General features: G+C 55.0%; 19 protein-coding genes. 11 read left to right on the plus strand and 8 right to left on the minus strand.

What is annotated here, in order from left to right:
• The first annotated feature begins 271 nt into the window (after nt 1-271).
• The 4 genes from F1E05_RS08380 to F1E05_RS08395 all read left to right on the plus strand — a co-directional run bounded on the left by F1E05_RS08380 (nt 272) and on the right by F1E05_RS08395 (nt 7,696).
• Nucleotides 272-1,225, plus strand: coding sequence for an HpcH/HpaI aldolase/citrate lyase family protein (locus F1E05_RS08380; protein ID WP_150047862.1), 954 nt, complete (start codon nt 272-274; stop codon nt 1,223-1,225).
• A 97-nt stretch (nt 1,226-1,322) separates the two neighbouring features.
• Nucleotides 1,323-2,504, plus strand: a complete 1,182-nt coding sequence (locus F1E05_RS08385; protein ID WP_150047863.1) for a malate--CoA ligase subunit beta — start codon at nt 1,323-1,325, stop codon at nt 2,502-2,504.
• A 9-nt stretch (nt 2,505-2,513) separates the two neighbouring features.
• Nucleotides 2,514-3,401, plus strand: coding sequence for a succinate--CoA ligase subunit alpha (gene sucD / locus F1E05_RS08390; protein ID WP_150047864.1), 888 nt, complete (start codon nt 2,514-2,516; stop codon nt 3,399-3,401).
• A gap of 74 nt (nt 3,402-3,475) precedes the next feature.
• Nucleotides 3,476-7,696 carry a DEAD/DEAH box helicase gene (locus F1E05_RS08395; protein ID WP_150047865.1) on the plus strand — a complete coding sequence of 1,407 codons (4,221 nt, stop codon included), beginning with the start codon at nt 3,476-3,478 and terminating at the stop codon, nt 7,694-7,696.
• 113 nt (nt 7,697-7,809) lie between these two features.
• On the opposite strand, the gene F1E05_RS08400 is transcribed toward F1E05_RS08395, so the two are convergent.
• On the minus strand, nt 7,810-8,259 hold the full coding sequence (locus F1E05_RS08400; RefSeq protein WP_150047866.1) for a hypothetical protein: 450 nt from the start codon (nt 8,257-8,259) through the stop codon (nt 7,810-7,812).
• Nucleotides 8,260-8,437: 178 nt separating this feature from the next.
• Between F1E05_RS08400 and hslV the strand changes: the two genes are divergently transcribed.
• The 7 genes from hslV to F1E05_RS08435 all read left to right on the plus strand — a co-directional run bounded on the left by hslV (nt 8,438) and on the right by F1E05_RS08435 (nt 14,712).
• Entirely contained in the window at nt 8,438-9,001 is a 564-nt protein-coding gene (gene hslV, locus F1E05_RS08405; RefSeq protein WP_150047867.1) for an ATP-dependent protease subunit HslV, read from the plus strand.
• A gap of 30 nt (nt 9,002-9,031) precedes the next feature.
• The gene (gene hslU, locus F1E05_RS08410) at nt 9,032-10,351 is read left to right on the plus strand and encodes an ATP-dependent protease ATPase subunit HslU (protein WP_150047868.1); all 1,320 of its coding nucleotides are present in this window, start codon (nt 9,032-9,034) and stop codon (nt 10,349-10,351) included.
• Nucleotides 10,352-10,353: 2 nt separating this feature from the next.
• On the plus strand, nt 10,354-10,743 hold the full coding sequence (locus tag F1E05_RS08415) for a gamma-butyrobetaine hydroxylase-like domain-containing protein (protein ID WP_150047869.1): 390 nt from the start codon (nt 10,354-10,356) through the stop codon (nt 10,741-10,743).
• A 9-nt stretch (nt 10,744-10,752) separates the two neighbouring features.
• On the plus strand, nt 10,753-11,502 hold the full coding sequence (gene ubiE / locus F1E05_RS08420; protein WP_150047870.1) for a bifunctional demethylmenaquinone methyltransferase/2-methoxy-6-polyprenyl-1,4-benzoquinol methylase UbiE: 750 nt from the start codon (nt 10,753-10,755) through the stop codon (nt 11,500-11,502).
• Between the two features lie 153 nt (nt 11,503-11,655).
• Nucleotides 11,656-12,300, plus strand: coding sequence for a ubiquinone biosynthesis accessory factor UbiJ (locus F1E05_RS08425; RefSeq protein ID WP_150047871.1), 645 nt, complete (start codon nt 11,656-11,658; stop codon nt 12,298-12,300).
• A 19-nt stretch (nt 12,301-12,319) separates the two neighbouring features.
• Nucleotides 12,320-13,891 (plus strand): ubiquinone biosynthesis regulatory protein kinase UbiB, encoded by a 1,572-nt coding sequence (gene ubiB, locus F1E05_RS08430; protein ID WP_190303284.1) that lies wholly within the window; start codon nt 12,320-12,322, stop codon nt 13,889-13,891.
• A gap of 200 nt (nt 13,892-14,091) precedes the next feature.
• A complete protein-coding gene (locus F1E05_RS08435; RefSeq protein ID WP_150047872.1) occupies nt 14,092-14,712 on the plus strand; it encodes a hypothetical protein in 621 nt (206 codons plus the stop codon).
• A 66-nt stretch (nt 14,713-14,778) separates the two neighbouring features.
• On the opposite strand, the gene F1E05_RS08440 is transcribed toward F1E05_RS08435, so the two are convergent.
• The 7 genes from F1E05_RS08440 to fliE are packed head-to-tail and all read right to left on the minus strand — an operon-like array spanning nt 14,779 to nt 22,368.
• Nucleotides 14,779-16,743, minus strand: coding sequence for a flagellar hook-length control protein FliK (locus F1E05_RS08440; protein WP_150047873.1), 1,965 nt, complete (start codon nt 16,741-16,743; stop codon nt 14,779-14,781).
• Nucleotides 16,744-16,769: 26 nt separating this feature from the next.
• A complete protein-coding gene (gene fliJ, locus F1E05_RS08445; protein ID WP_150047874.1) occupies nt 16,770-17,222 on the minus strand; it encodes a flagellar export protein FliJ in 453 nt (150 codons plus the stop codon).
• Nucleotides 17,222-18,568, minus strand: a complete 1,347-nt coding sequence (gene fliI, locus F1E05_RS08450) for a flagellar protein export ATPase FliI (protein ID WP_150047875.1) — start codon at nt 18,566-18,568, stop codon at nt 17,222-17,224. The genes fliJ and fliI overlap by 1 nt, the downstream gene beginning before the upstream one ends.
• Nucleotides 18,565-19,293, minus strand: coding sequence for a flagellar assembly protein FliH (fliH, locus tag F1E05_RS08455; RefSeq protein WP_150047876.1), 729 nt, complete (start codon nt 19,291-19,293; stop codon nt 18,565-18,567). The genes fliI and fliH overlap by 4 nt, the downstream gene beginning before the upstream one ends.
• Nucleotides 19,280-20,293 (minus strand): flagellar motor switch protein FliG, encoded by a 1,014-nt coding sequence (gene fliG / locus F1E05_RS08460; protein WP_150047877.1) that lies wholly within the window; start codon nt 20,291-20,293, stop codon nt 19,280-19,282. Before fliG ends, fliH begins: the two co-directional genes overlap by 14 nt.
• The gene (gene fliF / locus F1E05_RS08465; protein WP_150047878.1) at nt 20,286-22,031 is read right to left on the minus strand and encodes a flagellar basal-body MS-ring/collar protein FliF; all 1,746 of its coding nucleotides are present in this window, start codon (nt 22,029-22,031) and stop codon (nt 20,286-20,288) included. The genes fliG and fliF overlap by 8 nt, the downstream gene beginning before the upstream one ends.
• 13 nt (nt 22,032-22,044) lie before the next feature.
• Nucleotides 22,045-22,368 carry a flagellar hook-basal body complex protein FliE gene (gene fliE / locus F1E05_RS08470; RefSeq protein ID WP_150047879.1) on the minus strand — a complete coding sequence of 108 codons (324 nt, stop codon included), beginning with the start codon at nt 22,366-22,368 and terminating at the stop codon, nt 22,045-22,047.
• Between the last annotated feature and the right edge of the window lie 33 nt (nt 22,369-22,401).

Genomic DNA, 22,401 nt, shown 5'->3' on the forward strand with positions numbered 1-22,401 from the left:
TTTCCAAGTGCCAAAAGCCGCGACTGGTTCGCAAACAGGAGCCGATATGCGATAGCTGGACGCCGCAGCCGCTTGGCGCGCATTTTTGCCAAAACGGTTAGCGCCGATTTTCAGGGCTTAGTCAATCGCCGGCAGGCTGGCTAGGCATTTCTTAGCGACTCGATCGAGATTGGCGCGAATTGACATTGAGCGCCCTGAAAGTAAAATGACCGGCTATTTTGTTTAGCTCCGGCGTGAAAATCTTCATGCCGTTCAACCAAGGAAAATCTAAATGAGTCACACCCTGTATGTTGCGAATACGCCGCGGGTTCAACGCTGCGAATTGGCGGTGCCCGGTTCCAGTCCGGAAATGTTCGAAAAAGCCTTGAAAAGCGGTGTGGACTACGTATTTTTGGACTTGGAGGATGCCGTCGCGCCGGACGACAAGTTGCAAGCGCGCAAAAACGTGATTCAAGCCATCAACGATTTGGATTGGGAAGGCCACGGCATTACCTTGTCGGTGCGTATCAACGGTCTGGATACTCAATTCATGGTGCGCGACGTGGTCGATTTAGTCGAACAGGCCGGCGCCAAGATCAAAACCTTGTTGGTTCCCAAAGTCGGGGTATACGGCGATGTTTATATGGTCGAAGCGATGCTGAGCCAGTTGGAAATGCAACAAGGCCTGACCAATAAAATCGGCATCGAATGTTTGATCGAAACCGCGTTGGGCATGGCTAACGTGGAAGACATCGCCAAACAAGGCGCGTTAGGCGGCCGGGTGGAGGCCCTGCATTTCGGGGTGGCCGATTATGCGGCCAGCAACCGGGCTCGCACCGTCAACATCGGCGGACTGAATCCGGATTATCCCGGCGATCAATGGCATTACGCGATCAGCCGCATGACCGTGGCGTGCCGCGCGTACGGTCTGCGCCCCATCGACGGTCCGTTCGGCGACATCAAGGATCCGGAAGGTTACAAAGCCGGCGCCCGCCGTGCCGCCGCGCTGGGTTGCGAAGGCAAATGGGCGATACATCCGTCGCAGATCGCGCTGGCTAACGAGGTGTTCACCCCGCCGCCGGCAGAAGTCGAAAAAGCCCGGCGCATCTTGGCGGCTTTGCAGGAAGCCGCGGCCCAAGGCAAGGGCGCGGCGGCTTTGGACGGACGGCTGATCGACGCCGCTTCTGAACGTATGGCCAATAACGTAGTGCGTATGGCACAAGCGATTGCGGCCAAAGGCCAATAATAAACTTCGGCCGGGATTGTCCGGCCGTCAAGGTTGACCTGTCGGGTTCTAGCTAAGTCGAATCCGACCTGCATTTTTATCTAGTAAGAGAGAGTCCATGGATATTCATGAGTACCAAGCGAAACAATTGCTGGCCGAATACGGCGTGAGAATTGCCGCCGGTGGCTTGGCGTACAGCCCGGAAGACGCGGTGCAGCGCTCGCGGGAAATCGGCGGCCACGTTTGGGCGGTCAAGGCGCAAATTCATTCCGGCGCGCGCGGCAAGGCCGGTGGCATCAAAATTTGCAAAAACCACGACGACGTCAGCGACGCCGCCAATGCCTTGTTGGGTAAACGCTTGGTGACCCATCAAACCGGCCCGGCCGGCAAACAATGTTTGCGCCTGTACGTGGAAGCCGGTACCGAAATTCTGAAAGAGTTGTATTTCAGCTTGTTGATAGACCGCGCCCATGAGCGCATCGTCATGGTCGGTTCGGCGCAGGGCGGTATGGAAATCGAAGAACTGGCGGAAAACAATCCGGACGCGATCAAAAAAATCTATATCGAACCCGCCGTGGGTTTGCAGGACTTTCAAGCGCGGGAAATGGCGTTCGCTTTGGGCTTGAACGCCGATCAAGTGCCGCAAGCGGTCAAGTTGATTCAAGGCTGCTACCGGGCGATGCGCGATCTGGACGCCAATATGGTGGAAATCAACCCGTTGGTAATCAACAACCATGACGAATTGTTAGCCCTGGATGCGAAAATGGGCTTCGACGACAATGCCTTGTTTCGCCGGCAAAAAATTTCCGAGTTGCGCGACAAGACCCAAGAGGATCCGCGGGAAATGGCCGCGGCCGACCGCGGCTTGAGCTACGTCGGTTTGGACGGCGACATCGGCTGCATGATCAACGGGGCCGGTTTGGCGATGGCGACCATGGACATGATCAAACTGGCGGGCGGCGAGCCGGCCAATTTTTTGGATGTAGGCGGTGGCGCTTCGCCGGAACGTACCGAAAAGGCCTTCCGCATGGTGTTACAGGATAAAAACGTCAAAGCCATGCTGGTCAATATTTTCGCCGGTATCAACCGTTGCGACTGGATTGCCGAGGGTGTGGTGCAAGCGGTCAAGAATATCGACATGAAAGTGCCGCTGGTGGTGCGTTTGTCCGGCACCAACGTCGACGAAGGCCGCAAAATCATCACCGACAGCGGTTTGCCCATCATCATGGCGGAAACGCTGGCGGAGGCGGCCGAGAAAGCGGTCGAAGCGCGTAACAAAGTTGTGGCTGCGGCAGGTTAAGGAAACGACATGGCAATTTTTATCGATCAAGACACTCGTATCATCGTACAAGGCTTTACCGGCAAGATCGGCAGCTTCCACGCCCAAGAAATGATAGATTACGGCTCCAACGTGGTTGGCGGCATCACGCCGGGCAAAGGCGGGCAAACGCATTTGGGCCGTCCGGTATTCAACACCGCTAAAGAAGCGGTGGAACAAGTCGGGGCCGAAGCCAGCATCGTGTTCGTGCCGCCGGCTTATGCGGCCGATTCGATCATGGAAGCCGCCGACGCCGGTATCAAATATTGTGTATGCATTACCGACGGCATTCCGACCCAGGACATGATGAAGGTCAAAAGCTTTCTGCGTCGCTTTCCGGCTGCGCAACGCATGGTGCTGACCGGCCCGAACTGCGCCGGCACCATTAGCCCGGGCAAAGCCATGCTGGGCATCATGCCGGGTCACATCTACATTCCCGGCAACGTCGGCATTGTCGGCCGTTCCGGTACCTTGGGCTACGAGGCGGCCGATCAGATGAAACGCATCGGGATCGGCGTATCGACTTCGGTGGGCATAGGCGGCGACCCGATCAACGGCAGTTCGCATCGCGACATCTTCGAGCGTTTCGAACAAGACCCGGAAACCAAGGTGGTGCTGATGATAGGCGAGATCGGCGGCCCGCAAGAAGTGGAGGCCGGCTTGTTCGCCAAGGAACACATGAGCAAACCGGTGGTGGCTTATATTGCCGGTTTGACCGCGCCGAAAGGCCGGCGCATGGGCCATGCCGGCGCGATTATTTCCGCTTCCGGCGAATCGGCGGCGGAAAAAGTCGAAATCCTACAAGAATTGGGCGTGACTATTGCGCCTACCCCGTCCGCAATGGGGGAAACGGTCGCCAAAGTGCTCGCAAGCCTGTAAGCTGACAGGTTGCCGGCAAAGCCCGCTACGCGCGGGCTTTTTTATTTTGCACATTTTTTCCGTATCTATCGTTCATGCATCAACCTTGTAGAGCCAAGTTGCTGGAAGCTTATCGCACCTTACCGGCCGATTTGCAGGCCGTCGTTAATCTATTGGCGGTGTACCACGGCTATTGTTCCTTGACCAACATCGCCAAGATGTTGGCAGGCCTTGGTATCAAAGAAGGTAATCGGATATTGAAGTCCGAGACGGTCAAGGCTCGTTTGCGGCCGCTGATTGCCGAAGGTTTGCTGGAGGAAAACGTTAGACCCGGGGGGACTCGTTGCTCGCGTCTGTTGGTGGAGACGCTGACTCGGCAGTTGATCGCAGACAAAGAATTCGAAATCTACGCGGCCGAAGTGTTGGCTTCCAGTCCGCAGGGCAATAGCTATTACCGCTATAACACCGCCGAGGATTGTATCCGCGAGGCGCGCATTTACTTCCACCGCGGCGATTATCAGGAAATGCAAAATTGTCTGGAAACCGGCCGGCGTTATCCCGGCAATTTGCCGTCCGGTGTCGATTTGTATTTGTCCTGGTTTATGAATCCCCTGGACGTCGCCTGGTTTCAAGAGCGGCACGGCTTGATTTTGGGCAGTTTGGCCGATTATGCAGCTTTGCACCAAAAAATTTATTTGTACGCGCAAGCCGATTTGGACGGTTTTTATGCCGCCTATTTGGCCTCGGACGAAGGTCGAAGCAATACGGCAGCCGTGACTTCATATTTGGAATTGCAGTTGTTGCGCGGCAACTGGCGGCAGGTCGGCGCAAGTCTGATCGGAGTCGACGATCCGGAGCTAGTGGCTTTGGCGGCGGCTGTGAAATTTTTGCACGGCAATTTCGCCGAGGCGCTTGCCGATTATGAGCGGGCTTTGGCGGATTTGCGCAAACTTCTCGGTCAACGCAATGCTTATTTTTTAGGCCTGGCCGGGATTTTTTATCCGTTAGCGATTTTGAAACAAGGCGAGGGTAAAGCGCGGGCTAAATTGGCGACCTTGTTAAACCAAGCGGCCAAGGAAAACGGTTACTGGACCCTTGCCTACCAGTATTTGCAAGCGTTTTTGTGTTACCAGCAAGGCGACTTGCAGGCTAGAGATCGATTGCTGAATACGCCGTTTTCGTACCGGGTATCCAGCGGTTTTCGCGATACCGGTATGCCCGATTCGGTGGTACATACGCCGATTTTTTTAGCGGTGCTGTTTTTGTTGGTTAAATTTTGGTGCAAAGCCGATTTTACCAACCGGGTCGATGCCGTAGAACGCCAGCTGTACAGCCATTTGTTGAACAACGGTTATGCTTGGCCGGCGGCGGAATTGGCCAAACTGTTTGCTGCGTTGCAGCCGAGTAGCCAGCCGCAATGGCCGCAAGATTTTTGGGAACCGGGGCGGCAAGCGTTAGCGGATTTGTTCGTCAGCCGAGCCGATTGGGAAGTAGCACTGGATGCGTTGCTGCATTTGCAGGTAGCCGACAAGAAACCCGGGCCGGCCGAAGCCGGCGACAAGGCGACCCGTTTAGTGTGGTTGTTGACGTATACCGACGGCGGCTCCGTCAAGATAGAACCGCGCGAACAAAAGCAGCAAGCCAAGGGCGGTTGGAGTAAGGGGCGAGCGGTGGCGCTAAAGCGTTTAGCCCATGAGCGCGACAGCTTCGATTACCTGAGCGAAGCGGATTTGAAGCTGTGCGACTATATCAAAGAGTATCGCGAATCCGGTTGGTACGGCGCCGGCACGTTTTTCGAATTCAGTAGCGGCGCGGTATCGGCTTTGATCGGTCATCCGTTGTTGTTTTGGGCCGGCGCGCCTGAGGTGAAAGTCGAGGTGGTCAAAGGCGAGGCCGAGCTGAGAGTCAGCAAAAGAGCCAACGGCAAAATCCACATCAGTTTGGAGCCGAATCCGGGTTACGAACAGAAATATCAGGTCATTAAAGAATCGCCGACCCGCTTGCGCGTCGTCGAATTCAACGCCGATCATCACCGCATTTTCGGGGTATTGGGCCCCAAAGGCTTGGAAGTTCCGGCCTCCGCGATCGAAAAAGTGTTGCAGACTTTGACCAGCATTTCCAGCTTGCTGACCGTGCATTCGGATATCGGTGCCAGTTCGGCTACCGCCGAGCAGGTCGAGGCCGATCCTACGCCGCGGGTGCACTTATTGCCGCACGGCGAAGGTCTGAGAATCGCGGTTCTAGTGCGGCCCTTCGCGGCCGGCGGTGCCTATTTTCAGGCAGGCCAGGGAGGCGCTAGCGTGCTGGCCGAGGTGGACGGTAAGCGATTGCAAGCGCAACGCAACTTCGACCGCGAACACCGGTTGGCTGCCGCGGTCGTCGAGGCCTGTCCTAGTTTACAAGCCGCGGACCGCGATGCTTCCGGTGATTGGTTGTTGGCGGAACCGGAAGCCTGTTTGGAATTTTTGTTGCAGATTCAAGCCTTGCCGGAAGGACAGGCGATATTGGAGTGGCCGGAGGGCATAAAATTTAAAGTATTGGGGCAGACTAGCGGCAGCGGCATGAGCGTTTCGGTCAAGCGCGACAACGATTGGTTTTCGTTGCAAGGCGAATTGAAGATAGACGATCAAACGGTGTTGGACATGCAGCAGTTGTTAGGTTTGTTGGACCAGCGACAGGGTCGATTTATGCAATTGAAAAGCGGCGAGTTTTTAGCGTTGACCGACGAATTTCGCCGACGTTTGGAAGATTTAAAAGCCTATGCAGATTTCAACGGCAAAAAACTGCGCTTGAATCCCTTGGCGGCATTGACCCTGGAAGACTGGCAGCAAGACGACGGTTTTAAAGCCGACAAACATTGGCAGGCCTACATCGGACGTTTGCAAGCGGCACGGGAATTTCAACCGCAGTTGCCGTCAACCTTTCAGGCGGAATTGCGCGACTATCAACTGGAAGGCTACCGTTGGTTGTCGCGTTTGGCGCAATGGGGTGTAGGCGCTTGTTTAGCCGACGACATGGGCTTGGGAAAAACCGTACAAGGTTTGGCCTTGCTGGTGGAACGAGCGCCGCTTGGCCCGGCCTTGATCGTAGCGCCAACCTCGGTATGTGCTAACTGGCAGGCCGAAGCGCATCGTTTCGCGCCGACATTGAATCCTATCGTATTGGGAGCCGGCGACCGTCAACAATTATTGGGCAATCTGAAAGATTTCGACGTTTTGATTTGCAGTTACGGCTTGTTGCAGCAAGAACAAGTGGCCGATATGTTGGCGGATATAGCATTCGCCAGCGTAGTACTGGACGAAGCGCAGTGGATCAAAAACGTCGCTACCCGTCGTTCGCAAGGCGCGATGAACTTAAAGGCCGGTTTCAAATTGATCATGACCGGAACGCCGTTGGAAAACCATCTGGGCGAATTATGGAATCTGTTTCGTTTCATCAACCCCGGCCTGTTGGGTTCGATGGAACAGTACAACAAGCGTTTTGCCGGGCCGATAGAGCGTGACCGCAATCAGGAAGCCCGTTACCGTCTGAAAAAATTGATCCAGCCTTTCATTCTGCGCCGCACTAAAACCCAGGTATTGCAGGAACTGCCGCCGCGCACCGAAATTCCGATTTATGTGGAATTGAGCGCCGAGGAACATGCGTTTTACGAAGCCTTGCGGCGCGACAGCCTGACCGGATTGACGGAAGCGGCGGACAGCAGTCCGGGACAAAAGCATTTGCAAATTTTGGCGGCCATTACCCGTTTGCGGCGCAGTTGCTGCAACACCCGCTTGGTCAACCCCGCCTTGGAATTGCCCAGCAGTAAATTGGAAGCTTTGGGCGAGATCATCGACGAGCTGTTGGATAACAAACATAAGGCTTTGTTGTTCAGTCAATTTGTCGATCATTTGCAGCTGATTCGCCAATTCATCGAACGGCGCGGTATCAGCTACCAATATTTGGACGGCTCCACGCCCGCCAAGGAGCGGCAACAGCGGGTGGATGCGTTTCAGCGCGGCAAAGGCGATTTGTTTTTAATCAGCTTGAAAGCCGGCGGTGTGGGGTTGAACTTAACCGCCGCCGATTTCGTGATTCACATGGATCCTTGGTGGAATCCGGCGGTGGAAGATCAGGCCAGCGATAGGGCGCACCGGATGGGGCAGCAGCGTCCGGTGACGATTTACCGGATGATCGCTAAAAACACCATAGAAGAAAAAATCGTGGCTTTGCACGGCCACAAACGCGATTTGGCGGATAGTTTGCTGGACGGAACCGACGTTAGCGGCAAAGTATCCGCCGACGAATTGTTGAACTTGATTAAAAGCGAAGCTTAAACTGCGCTCGCTGCCGGCCGCGTCCGCGTCTGTTTGAGGCGGACGCGGTCGTAGTTTTGCGTCTATCTGACAATCGGTAGTGCAGTGTCAGGTTGCCGTTAAGCAAACGCCTGTTATTTTGCCGCCACGCCCCGGGCTTCCGGCGTCGCCGCTTGCTTGCCGGCGCCGGCCGCGCCTGACAGATTCAACAGCCAGCCGTCTTGGGCGATACATTCGCCTTCCAACGCTTTAGCTTCGATATGGATACGGGCGTAAGTATCGCGTAATTCCGGCGGCAGCTTGGCACTGACGAAATAAAAGGTCTTTTTATCTACGATTTCCAGTTTCAACGGAATTTGCTTGGCGCTGGCGGAAATATGCAAGGGGTCGGCCAGCCGGTTGACGTGAAAGCTGATTTCGGAACCCGGCGCCGCTTGCGCATGGTTAGGCGGCGAATAGTCGCGGAATTTTGGTTTGATGCATTTCTTATCGACTTCTTCGGCCGGGGTAACCGCGAACGCCGTACCGGTGCAGCTTAAAGTCAATAACAGCAGGGCTTGTCTCCAGGTGGGGAATGGTTTCATAGCGAGCCTCTTGATATTGTTGTTATTATGTTCAGCAGCCGAACTTTAATCAGTTTTAGCCTGTATGGCAATGCCGATATAACCTTGATAACTGTCCGGATACTTTAAACTGCTGGCTTAGCACAGCATAGAACGGGTAAAATGGCGCGTTTTTCCGCAGATCGAGCAGGGCAAATTCATGGAGATCAGAGGTACGACCATATTAGCCGTCCGGCGCGGCGACAAAGTGGTTATCGGCGGCGACGGGCAAGTCACTTTGGGCAACACGGTTATGAAAGGCAATGCCCGCAAAGTCAGGCGTTTGTACCACGATAAAGTCATCGCCGGGTTTGCCGGAGCAACCGCGGATGCTTTTACCTTATTCGAACATTTCGAAGCCAAATTGGAAAAACATCGCGGCAATTTAACCCGGGCCGCGGTGGAAATGGCCAAAGACTGGCGTACCGACCGGGCGCTACGCAAATTGGAAGCCTTGCTGGTTATCGCCGACGCCAACACCTTGTTGACCATTTCCGGAACCGGCGACGTGATAGAGCCCGAACACGATTTTATGGCGATAGGCTCCGGCGGGGCATTTGCGCAAAGCGCGGCGCGGGCCTTGTTGGAAAATACCGAGCTGTCCGCCCGGGAAATCGTGGTGAAAGCCTTGAACATCGCGGCCGATATTTGCATTTACACCAATCACAATCTGCGTATCGAAGAATTGGACGCGCTGCCGCGGGCGTCCGAGCAGGCGCAGTAATCGATTCGCAAACCAGCGAAACACGGAATTATGAGTCAGATGACACCCAGAGAAATCGTCAGCGAATTGGACAAACACATCATCGGTCAAGCCGATGCCAAGCGTTCGGTGGCGATAGCCTTGCGTAACCGTTGGCGCCGCAGTCAGGTGGCAGCGGAATTGCGCGAGGAAATTACCCCGAAAAACATTTTGATGATAGGCCCGACCGGGGTGGGTAAAACCGAGATTGCCCGCCGCTTGGCCAAATTGGCCAATGCGCCGTTTATCAAGATTGAAGCGACCAAATTTACCGAGGTGGGCTACGTCGGCCGCGACGTCGAGTCCATCATCCGCGATTTAGTGGACACTGCAGTCAAAATGACCCGCATGTCGGCGATGGAAAAAGTACAAAACCGGGCGGCGGATGCGGCCGAAGAGAAAGTATTGGATATTTTGCTGCCGCGCGCCGAAGGCGGCATGTTGTCTGACAGCGAGGAATCGACCCGGCAGAAAATGCGCAAAAAGCTGCGCGAAGGCGATTTGGACGATAAGGAAATACAAATCGACGTGGCTTCGCCGCCGGTAGGCGTGGAAATCATGGCGCCGCCGGGCATGGAAGAAATGACCAGCCAATTGCAAGGCATGTTTCAGCACTTGAACACGGGCCGTACCAAAGCGCGTAAAACCAAGATCAAAGACGCTTTGAAGTTGTTGCAGGAAGAAGAGGCCGGCAAGTTGGTCAACGAAGAGGAGATCAAGCAAACGGCCTTACAAGCCGTCGAGCAGCACGGTATCGTGTTTCTGGACGAGATCGACAAAATCTGCAAACGCCAGGAGGTCAGCGGCGGGGAAGTGTCCCGCGAAGGCGTGCAACGCGATTTGTTGCCGATAGTGGAAGGCAGTACGGTCAGCACCAAATACGGTATGATCAAGACCGACCATATTCTGTTTATCGCTTCCGGTGCATTTCACTTGACCAAGCCGTCCGATTTGATCCCCGAACTGCAGGGCCGGTTTCCGATTCGAGTCGAGCTGAGCCCGCTCAGCGCCAACGATTTCGTGCGGATTTTGACGGAACCCGACGCGTCATTAACCGAGCAATACCAAGCCTTGTTGGCGACCGAAGGCGTCAAGCTGGCGTTTTCCGCAGACGGGATACAGCGCATCGCCGAACTCGGATGGCAGGTCAACGAAAGCGTGGAGAATATCGGCGCACGCCGCTTGCACACTATTTTGGAAAAATTGTTGGAAGACATTTCGTTTTCCGCGCCGGATCTGCCGGACAAAACGATCACGATAGATGCCGCTTATGTCGACGCCCATTTGGGCGAACTGGCCGCGGACGAAGATTTAAGCCGATACATTTTGTAACCATGCGCATACATACGACGCCTTGCCATTGCAATCCGACCGAAATCAAATTGCATAAACTGTCGGCAATGTTGGAAATTCATTTCGACGACGGCAGCATTTTCGAAATGCCGGCCGAATACCTAAGGGTTTATACTCAATCGGCCGAAGCGGTCGGCCACGGGCCTGGCCAGGACGTGCTGCAGACCGGTAAGGAAAACGTCAGCATTGTCGACTTGAAACCGGTAGGCAATTACGCCATTGCCTTGACCTTTAGCGACGGACATGACAGCGGCATCTATTCTTGGGACTTACTGTACAAATTGGGTGCGGATTTCCCGTTGTTATGGGGGCAATACCTGGAGGCGCTCAAAGCGGCCGGTATCAGCCGCAAACCCACCATTCACAACTGACAACGGCTTATGAGCAACGACAACACTACTCATTTCGGCTTCAAGCAAGTCCCGGTACACGAGAAAGTCACGCTGGTGCGCGGAGTCTTCGATTCGGTCGCAGGGCAATACGACGTGATGAACGACTTGATGTCGTTGGGTATACACCGAATCTGGAAGAGAGTAGCGGTGCAGTTGGCTAACGTACGCGAAGGCGAACGCGTGCTGGACTTGGCCGGCGGTACCGGCGATCTGACCGTACTGTTCGAAAAGCGCGTCGGCAGCAGCGGACAAGTGGTATTGGCGGATATCAACGCCGCCATGCTGCGTACCGGCCGTGATCGTTTAATCGATCGCGGTTTGGCGGCCAACATCCGTTATGCGCAAGTCAATGCCGAATGTTTGCCGTTTGCCGATAACAGTTTCGATTGCGTCTGTATCGGTTTCGGTTTACGCAACGTCACCGATAAGGAAGCCGCGTTGCGCTCCATGCATCGCGTGTTAAAACCGGGCGGGCGGGTCATCGTGCTGGAATTCTCGCATCCGGTCGATCCGGTCACGGAGAAGGTTTACGACTTCTATTCCTTCAACATTCTGCCGAAAATCGGGGCTTTCGTCGCCAAGGACGAGGATAGTTATCGTTATCTGGCCGAATCTATCCGTATGCATCCCAAACAAGACGAGTTGAAACGCATGATGGAAGCGGTAGGCTTGGAACGTTGCGAATATTTCAACATGAGCCAAGGTATCGTAGCCGTACACCGCGGTTACAAGTTTTAAAGGTTTTATGCCGGCATTGGTTGGCGACCACCCGGATTGCGTGCACGGGCAGGCGGTGGACCCAGTCTATCGCAACTTTTGCCGCCGCATGTTTGCCTTGATACCGCATCGAACAGCCGCTTCGCTTGATCACGCTTATTTCTTCCAATCCTGATGTCCGGCGACTTTTTGCAAATTAAACCTTTATTGCTCAGCGCCTTGGAGCGCGCGCTCAACGGATATTTGGCGTTGGACGCACACTATCCGGACCTGTTGACGCCGCTGCAAGGGAAAGTGATCGCCATCCACGTCACGCCTTTCGACGAAACCTTATACGTTTGTCCGGGTGCGGAACGCATCCAATTGCTGGAGAGCTACGGCGGGACGGCAGACGCCCGTATAAGCGGTTCGTTGTCGGCTTTAGGCTTGATGGGACTGAGCGCGACACCGATGCGCAGTTTGTTCCGCGGCGAAGTGCGCATCGAGGGCGATATGCAAGCGGCGCATAAGCTGCAACGATTGTTCGAAAAATTGGACATCAATTTGCAAGCCAAATTGGCTCGTTACACCGGCGAAAGCTTCGCAGTCAAGACGGCCGAACTGTTTCGCGGCAGCCGCGCCTGGACTCAGCACAGCTTGACCGGTTTTCGATTGAATTTGGAAGAGTTTCTGCAAGAAGAAACCAGGGAATTGCCGGCTAAAGCGGAAGCCGAGCTCTGGTGCGAGGATGTCGATGCTTTACGCTCCGATTACGATAGATTGGAAGCGCGCGTGGCGCGTTTGGAAGCGCGCGCCAACAACAATTTAGAAGCTGAATAAACTGCGAGGACGGTTTGAAGTGATTCGTTTGAAAATCCTGACTCGCTTGATGCGCATCAATTGGGTGATGATGTCTCACGGTTTGGACGAAATCGTGCTGAAAACCCATTTGCTGCGGCCGATTCGGTTTTTAGCATTGTTGTCGCCCAACTATTGGCTCAGCAAATCCAAGTTGCCGCGCGGTTTGCGTATCCGCCGCGCTTTGGAAGATTTGGGACCGATTTACGTCAAATTCGGGCAAACCTTGTCGACCCGCCGCGATTTGTTGCCGGAAGACATCGCCGAAGAGTTGGTCAAATTACAAGACCGAGTGCCGCCTTTCTCCGCGGAAAAAGCCAGAAATATTATCGAAAAACAACTGGGGCAAACCATCCAACAGGCGTTTTTGGAGTTCGATACCGAACCCATGGCCTCGGCCTCGGTGGCGCAAGTGCACGCGGCGACCTTGTTGACCGGCGAAAAAGTCATCGTCAAAGTGTTGCGGCCGGACATCGAGGATAAAATCCATTCCGATGTAGCATTACTTTACGAACTGGCCCGCTTGGCGGAACGCTTTTGGTCGGACGCTCGCCGTTTGCGGGCTACCGAAGTAGTCGCCGAATTCGAAAAAACTATTTTGGACGAGCTGGATTTGCTCAGGGAAGCGGCCAATGCCAGTGCCATCCGCAGCAATTTCAAAAACTCGGAGCTGCTGTACATACCGGAAGTCCATTGGCCGCTTTGCCGGCGCAAGGTATTGGTCATGGAGCGCATACACGGCGTTCCGGTCGGCGACATCGCTGCGTTGCGCGCCGGCAATGCGGACTTCAAAAAACTGGCGGAGCGGGGGGTGGAAATTTTTTTCACCCAAGTGTTTCGCGACAATTTCTTCCACGCCGACATGCATCCGGGCAACATTTTCGTGGAATTGCCGGATAAATATTTGGCGGTGGATTTCGGCATCGTCGGTAGCTTATCGGATTCCGACCAGCGCTATTTGGCCGAAAACTTTTTGGCCTTCTTCAATCACGATTATCGGCGCGTCGCCCAAATGCATATCGAGTCGGGCTGGGTGCCCGGCACTACTCGGGTAGAGGAGTTCGAAGCGGCGATACGTAGCGTGTGCGAGCCTATCTTCGAAAAACCGCTGAAAGACATCTCTTTCGGCCTGTTGCTGCTGCGCCTATTTCAAACCGCCCGACGCTTCGACATGGCGGTACAACCGCAGTTGGTACTGCTGCAAAAAACCTTGCTGAATATCGAAGGCCTGGGGCGGCAATTGTATCCGGATTTGGATCTGTGGCAGACTGCCAAACCTTATTTGGAAAACTGGTTTAAAGAGCGTATGGGGCCCGCCGCTAAGGTGAAGGAACTGTTCGGCCAGTTTCCGCAAATTACCGAGCATTTGCCGGAAATGCCTAATCTGGTGCTGCAAGCCCTTAATAGTCATGCGCAGTTGCAGTCCCACTTAAAACACCAAAATAGAGAACTGGAACAGCTGCGTAAGCAGATGCAGCGCAACAATCAGCGCACGCTGTGGGTCATCGTCGGCAGTACGTTGATGATTACCGCCGCTTTAGTGCTGCATTCACCGTTCATACGCGGCTTGTAGACTCTTTGCCGCATAAGCTCGACCTTCCGCCAAGATAGAGAACTTTGGCAACTCGAATGCGTGGGTCGAACTTGCATGAGTGCGGCTAGCCGGTGTGCAAGCAGAGTGTTATCTCATCCCCAATTTACGGCATCCATTTACATTTCTTTACATCCCGCGTGTAACATAAAAAGCGTCGTTTAATTCATACGGGGAAACAAATGAGTAAAAGTGCAGTTTCATCTATGTTGGCGCTGGGCATGGTCGGATTGTTGACGGTCAGCCAAGTGGAAGCGGCACCGCCGTCGGTAGCCGGCACCAGCTGGGATTTGAGCGGAAAGCTGAAGGGGCGGCTAAGCGTAAAATGTAAACGCACGCCGGGGATCAGCACCCCCATTGCCAGCGGAACGGTATTGGACGGTGCGATACAGTTCGACGACGGGGAAGTGGAAGGCGACGGCGAAGGCACGTTTATCATGACGGATGCGTATTTCACCGTGCAAACCGCCAGCGGAACCTGGAGTCAAAAGGGCGCTAAGCTGAATCTGGCGTTCGATCATTGGTACGATTCGCCGATGGCGGTGTTTGCGTTCGCGTTTGCGCAAGTACCGGACGAGATTCAATTCGACGATAACGGGGTTGTCGGTTCGGCCGGTGGTTTTAAGATCACGCAACCTTTGACCGTCAAGGGTACCATCAATAAAAAAGGTACGCGTTTAACGCTTAACGAGGGCTTGGGATTTAAATTTACCGCCTCTGCCGCCGCGATGGGCGGCTCCAATACCTGTACCTATAAAATGAATGGCTTGGGCCGTAAATATACCGGGGGGCCGCAGGAATAGCCGGAAAACTTCTAAGCAAGGCGGGATTATCCCGCCTTTTTTGTGTTCTCGGTGAAAGGTTTCCGGTTAGGCAAAGATACTCAGTAAGCCGTTACTGGCTACCGCCCGGCCGGCTTCGATTTCGTCAACCAGCGATTGAGCCGGGTTTTGCATGGGCTCTTCCTCTTGTTGTTGCCGGCTGTGACGAGCGTCCGATTCCGCACCCATGTGTAAAAATTCTCTGTTGGTTTGGCGTTGATCACTCTGCTGTTGCGATACGTTGACATCGACCAGATTCAACTGCTGGCCGGAAAACATGTCGCGCAATTTCGGAATGGCGTTCTCTATGGCTTCTTTGACTGCCGCATGCTGTGCGGTAAAACTCACCGTCGCCTGATCTTGGCTGACGTCGACTTTGATGTGAATCGGGCCCAAGTTTTCGGGGTTCAAACGGAGTTCGGCCGACGGTACTCCTTGGGTATTCATCCAAATCACTTTATTTCCTAATTCCTGATTCCACGCGGCATCGCCGAACGGGCGGTTCATGCTCAGGGTTTCGGGCTTGGCGGACACGGGTGCAGAGTTATTCGGTAGTGCTTGATTTAAGCGAAAAATATCCTGAGCGGCGCGGCTCGATGGGTTGGGTTCGGTATTCGAACTGCCGTCCAATTGTGGATTCGAGGTTAAATCCGGTTGGGGATTTTGTCTGTTGCCGTCGAAAGTTTGCTTTGCGAATTCGGTTTGATTATCGGTGTTCCAGGCAAGCGCTAGACTGTGTTCCAATTCGTTTTGGCCGGATTCTGCGGGGGGTTTGCTTCCGTCCGGCAAGCGTTGAGCGGCTTTAAACGGGTTAGCGGCGGCGAATTCCTGCCGCGTGGATTCCACGTTCCCGGCGAGGTGCTGCGGGGTTTTTGGCGGTTGGGTATCGCCGTTGAGTAGGGGGGCGGAAGGTTTTTCCGGGGTGGTGGGTAAATCGGCTTGCTTGAGGCGGTTCGCTGAAGTGCCGGCAATGATGCTTGCGGAAATTTCAGGGCTTTCCGGCTGCGATACCACAGGCGGCGCGGCTGTCGGCAGACTGGGTGTAACAGCAGCGGTGGCCATTTCATCCGAATGCTCTTGGTCGCTTGCTTGCGCCGACATGCGGTGTTGCCGCGCGGCAGGCAACCCCGTGTCGGCGAGCGGGTCGATTTCAGGAGTGTCGGGATTCAAAACCGTATCGGTGGGCATAGTGGCCAGTTCCGGACTCTGCGTTGCTTTGGTTTCGATAACGCCCGGTTTGGCGCGATGAGTAGGGCGCATGAGATTGTCGGTGCCGTTAGCCTGTGGTATCGGCCGGGTTGGCGAATCAGCGCTGATAGGCTCGAAATGGTTCGATGCCTGTACCTTCGAATTCGGATTTTGTTCGACAGCGGCTTTGAGCTCGGGGGGAGGCAAATCAGTTGCAACTGGTTCGGGCAAATTTACTTGATAGTTTACGGGAGCGACATTGCCGTTCGCCGGTGCGGCCGCCGTTTCCGGAGCGGTAATCGTGCCTTGTACTTCAGACAAGCGAATTGACGGATATAACACCGTGTCGTCGCTGCTAGCATTCGTGTCAGTAGTCGGCGTGCTTACATCAGTAGTCAGCGTACTTACATTGGTTTCGCTTGCCGCAGCCGGTTCGTCGCTTTCCAATTGCCGCAATTGTTGCATGACTCCGGCCAAGGCTTTCATGGTGGCTTGCAAATCAATCGCGCCGTTTTCAGGATGGGCGGCCGGCAAGCGTTTGCCGAATAGGGCGGCAAAGTTTTGCAAATCGGTCGGCAATGGTTCGATCTCCGTTTCCGGATCGGCGTTTGCGCTAGATACCCAGGTTTGCAGGGCATTCAAATTGGCCGATGTCAATTCGGCGTTCGGCGTGCCGGCGCTATTCAACAGATTCAGTTGAGACCAGAACTGGGCGGCGAAGTCGTGGGTGCCGGATGCGTTACCTGGAGTAACGGCATTGTTCAAGGGCGGAATCTGCCCGCCGGTCGTTAGGATAGAAAACAAGCTGTTGTCTGGCATATTCATGTTGATTCTCCTGCACTTTCAGCTATTCAAGCATTATTTGCGCCATCCTTGCGGGACGAACGGGCGGCTCTGGCGTCTTGTTCGGATTGTTCGCGCTTGATTTCCAGTTGAGTTTCTTCGGCGACTGCGATTTCTCCCAGGCGCAGCAAGCTTTTGCTGCGTTGATGACTCTCCTGCCATTTGTCGCGCGCCTTTTGGCATTCGCGTTCCTGCTGTCTTACCGTCAACCGTTGACCTTCGATGGCCTTGTCCAATTTGTCCGCGAACGCGCGCAACTCCAATAATTGATTGACATTCATGCCGGTTTTTTGACGTTCCAGCAATTTATTCAAATATTGTTGACGATAATTCAGCAAGTTATCCAGTTGCGCTTGCTGTTCGTTCAGTTGTTGTTGCCGGCGTCCCAGCAATTGCAGCGCTTCGTTCTCCTGGCGTTGTTGCAGGTCTATGATGATTTGCAGGCGTTGCGAACGTTTCATTAGCTGGCCAAGACTTGTCGTAATTCGTCTACGCTACGCGGCAAATCCACGGCTTCGTCCATGTCTTGCTGCAGGAATTCGGCTATGGCCGGTTGTTTGGCGATTGCGCGGTCTATGCGCGGGTCGGAACCGGCCCGGTAGGCGCCGACGCTGATCAAGTCGCGGTTTTGCCGGTAAGTGGAGTAGAGGCGTCTCAGTTCGCGCGCCAACTGTAAATGCTCCGGTGTCGCAATGTCCGGCATTACCCGGCTGATAGAAGCCTCGATGTCTATGGCCGGATAGTGTCCGGATTCCGCCAGGCTGCGGGACAGCACCACGTGGCCGTCCAACACGCCGCGGGCCGCGTCGGCAATCGGATCGTTGGTATCGTCGCCTTCGGCCAGCACGGTGTAAAAGGCGGTGATAGAACCGCCCTCGACGTCGCCGTTGCCGGCGCGCTCCACCAATTGCGGCAATTTGGCGAAAACCGAAGGCGGGTAGCCCTTGGTAGCCGGCGGCTCGTCGATAGCCAGGGCGATTTCTCGGTAAGCTTGGGCGTAGCGGGTTAGGGAATCCATCAGTAACAACACATCCAGCCCTTGGTCGCGGAAATATTCGGCAATGGCTGTGGCCCGCAACGCGCCGTGTACCCGCATCAGCGGCGAGTCGTCGGCGGGGGACGCGACCACGACCGCACGTTTCAAGCCTTCTTCGCCGAGTATTTTCAATACGAATTCGTTCACCTCGCGCCCCCGTTCGCCGATTAGTCCGACTACCACGATGTCGGCGTTGGTGAACTTGGTCATCATGCCCAGCAGCACGCTCTTGCCGACCCCGGTTCCGGCGAACAAGCCCATGCGTTGCCCCCTGCCGACGCTGAGTACGGAGTTGATGGCGCGCACGCCGACGTCCAAGGCATCGCGGATCGGTTTGCGCGATAGGGGATTGATCGGTGTGCCGGCCAGGGAAATACGCGCGTCGGTATCCAATGAGCCTTTTCCATCCAGCGGTCGGCCGGCGCCGTCGAGGACCCTACCCAGCAAGCCGAAGCCGACGTTGGCCAGACTGTTTTTGCCTTGCGGGATCACCCGGCAGCCGGGATCCAAGCCCTGGGTGTCGCCGGTCGGCATCAAGTACAGGCGGCCGCCGGCAAAGCCGACTACTTCCGCGCCTATGCTTTTGCCGTTTTTGGTGACGATTTGGCATAAAGAACCGATGGCGGCCCGGCAGCCTTCGGCTTCCAGGGTAAGGCCGACCATGCGCGATAACTTGCCTTCCACCACTAATTCCGGCGGTTCGTTGAGGCGCTGCCGGTAGGGTTTCAGGCGTTCCAGCCAGGCGGTTGCCCGGTTGACGTCCGGCATCATGGATTGACGTCCTGTTGCCGATCCCCGCCCAATACCGTGGCGATGACCGCGGATAGACGTTTTTCCAGACTGGCGTCGACCGAAGACACTTCAGTCTGCACCGTGCAGCCGCCGCGAGTCAGTAGGGGATTTTCTTGAATGCGCCATGGCGGCATGGTTTCGTCCAAGTGCAAGACCGATTTCACCAATTCCGCGTCTTCCGGGTGCAGCGTCAGGGTGATTTTTTGCGACGATAAGGGCAGCACGTTGACGGCTTCGCGGATCACGGCAACGATTTGTCCGGGATCGTGTTTGAGTTCGCGGCGTATGATCAATCCGGCGATGGCGATGACGAGTTGGACCAACTCTTTTTCCACTTCCTCGTCCAGGTTTCGAAACGGTTCGGCTAACGATTCCAACAGCATGCCGAGCTGTTTGACCTGATTTTGCACCAGATGCTGGCTTTGTTCGTAGCCTTTGGTCATGCCTTGTTCCAAGCCTTGTTGCTGACCTTGTTGGAAACCTTGCTCCAGGCCTTGCTCGTATCCTTGTTGCCGTCCCAGTTCGAAAGCTTCGTCGTAAGCCTGCTTTTGCATGGCTTCGATTTCTTCCACCGTCAAAATTTGGGTGGCTTGCTCTAAAGCAACGTTTTCCGAACGCGGGGTGCTGAAATCCTCCAGATCGGTCCAGGTATCCAATGCCTGCAGTTCGGCAGGCGAAAACTTTTGGTGTTTAGACGAACTCATCGCCACCGCCACCGCCGCCTAACGCGATTTCACCGGCATCCGACAAGCGTTTGGCGATAGACAAGATGTCTTTTTGCGCCGCTTCCACTTCGCTCAAGCGGGCGGGCGGGGCGGCTTCCAGATCGTCGCGCAGCATTTCGGCGGCCCTGCGCGACATATTGGAGAAGATTTTGTCGCGCAGGCCGGTATCCACGCCGCGTAAGGCCAACAGCAATTGATCGGTCGATACCTCGCGCAGCAGGGTTTGAATGCCGCGGTCGTCGACGGCGATCAAATCGCCGAACACAAACATTTTGTCTTGAATGCGTTGCGCCAAGTCGGAATCGGCTTCGTTGATGTCTTGCATCATCGGCTCGCTGACGGCGCTTTCGATGAAGTTCAAAATATTGGCGGCCGCGTCCACGCCACCGATTTGCGAAGATTTGACGCCGTCGCTGCCGGTCAATTGTTTTTCCATGATGTCGTCCAATTCGCGTAGCGCGGCCGGTTGCACGCCTTCCAGTGTGGCGATGCGCATTAAAATATCCGAACGCATGTTTTGCGGTAACAGCGTCAATACTTCGGCGGATTGGTCCGGATCCAGCAAAGACAGGATGATGGAGATGATTTGCGGGTGTTCCAGGCGGATCAAATCGGCGATGGAGCGGGTATCCATCCATTTGAGTTGTTCTATGCCTTTGCTGTTGGCGCCCAGCAAGATGCGGTCTATGATGTTGCCCGCCTTGTCGGCACCCAATGCGCTGGTCAGCATGTTGCGGATGTATTCGTCGGAATCCAAGCCTAGGCCGGTTTCGTTCTTGATCTGGATGATGAATTCTTCCAATACTTCGTCGACCATGCCGGACGAAATCGGCCCCAAAGCAGCCATGGTCGAACCGATGAGCTGGACTTCCTTGGGACCCATGTGGCGCAACACGGTGGCGGCTCGGTCTTGGCCTACGGCCAGCAGCAACAGAGCGGCGCGTTGCGCGTGCGATAAATCTTTACTTGTTTCAGCCATCGTCTTTCAGCCAGGTTTTGATGACTTGGGCGACCAGTTTCGGGTCTTCGTCTATGAGTTTTTGTACGTATTCCAAGCGTTTTTCGTAGCTTTGCGGTGCTTCCAGCAACAGTAAATCTTCTACGCCGGCCGACAATGCCAAAGGTTGGCCGTCTTCGTCTTCCACCCTGACTGCAACCGGTTTGCCTTCTTCGTCGAAGCGTACTACCCCGCCCATGGCTTCTGCGGCCAGACGGGCTTCTTCCAGTTCTTTGAGTCTTTGCTCGGCTTCGTCTTTGCCGATCAGGGTGGCAAAGGCCGGGCGTAATACTTTCAGTATCAGCAAGGTCAGCACCAGGGCGGCGACGGCCAGCTTCATGACGTCCATGAACCAGGGTTTTTCCCAAATCGGTTCCGATACTTCTTGCAAAGCGTCCGGGGTTTTGAAGGCGACGTTGGTGACCGTTACTTGATCGCCGCGGCTGTTGTCGTAGCCGACGGCTTGTTTGACCAAGTCGCGCAGTTGGTTCAATTCTTCCTGCGAATAGGCTTGCTGGGCATTGTTGCCGTCCAGCAGTACGTGTTTATCGTCCACCACCACCGCGACCGATAGCCGCCGCAAGGCGCCGGTGGACTGGCGGGTATGGGTGATGGTTTTGTCCAATTCGTAGTTGCGGGTAGCCCGTTTGCTGCTGGAGCCCGATTCGGCGTCGGCTTGTTTCTCCTGGCCGCTGGCGACTTCCGGGGCAACCCCGGTCGGCGGCGGTTGGTTGGATAGCGCGCCGGGCACGCCTTGGATTTTATTGACGGAGTTTAGATCTTCTTGAGTTTGTTCGCTACGTAGGGCGGGCAAATCCGGATTGAACAGTTCCTGGGTTTTTTCGGTGACGGTGAAATCCACGTCGGCGGAAATCTGCGCCCGCATGCCTTCGCTGCCGACCAGCGGTGCCAGGATGTTTTCTATGCGTTGCCGCAGATGTTCTTCAATATTTTTCTTGTATTCGAATTGCTTGGTGCTTAGCGACAGGTCTTCCGGAGTGTCTTTACTGTTGAGTAAGCGGCCTTTGTGATCGACTACGGTGACTTGCCCCGCTTCCATAAGCGGGACGCTGGAGGCGACCAAATGAACGATGGACTCGACTTGTTCTTTTTCCAGGCTGCGGCCTTGGTAAAGTTCGACGATCACCGACGCGCTGGGTTTTTTGCGTTCGCGGACGAATACCGATTGTACCGGCAATGCCAGCAAGACTTTGGCGGATTTGACGCTTTGTATGGTTTGTATGGTCAGGGCGATTTCACCTTCCAATGCGCGTTGGAAGCGCATCATTTCCACGCTCTTGCTGGTACCGAAACCATTGTCTTTGTCCAGAAGTTCGTAGCCCAAGCTGGTGCTGCGCGGCAGACCTTGCGCCGCCAGTTTCAATTTCAATTCCCTGACGTCGCCGGTCGGCACCATGACGGCGCCGCTGCCGGGCTCGACCTTATATTCCACGCCCATTTTATCCAGCGCTTCCAGAATTTCGGCGGCATCTTTTTCCGCGACGCCGGTAAACAGCAAATCGTAATTGGGCGCTTGCGCCCACAACACCACCGCCATGCCGATGGCGATGCTGGCCGCTAAGGCCAGCATTAAGCCGATTTGCCGGCTGAGCGGCAACTTCAATAAATTGCGGACGGCAGGGTGGAGATTATCGTTTTCTTGTTTGACGGCCTCGTGCGCTAGCGTTTCGACCGGGAAGTTGTTATTGGCTTCGCTCATGGCTTATCGCGCCTTAGATCGACATGCCCATGACGTCTTTATAAGCGTCGACCAATTTGTTGCGCACTTGCAACATGGCTTGGAAGGATACGCTGGCTTTTTGCGAAGCGATCATGACTTCGGCCAGACTGACGTCGGATTGACCGGTTTCGAACGCGGTTGCCATTTGGCTCGAAGTTTGTTGGGTTTGGTTGACTGCATCGATGGACTGTTTCAGCAAGGCGGCAAAGTCGTTGGAGTCGTTGCCTACCTGTTCGCTCAGCGTCGGCTTGCTGCTCGCTTCCACAGACATGGCCCGCATTTGGGCCAATAAGTGATTGACATTAATATCTGACATTTTCGTGACTCTCGCTTAGCGTTTTATTCTAAA

Origin of the sequence: Methylomonas rhizoryzae, assembly GCF_008632455.1 — a bacterium.
Taxonomy (GTDB): domain Bacteria; phylum Pseudomonadota; class Gammaproteobacteria; order Methylococcales; family Methylomonadaceae; genus Methylomonas; species Methylomonas rhizoryzae.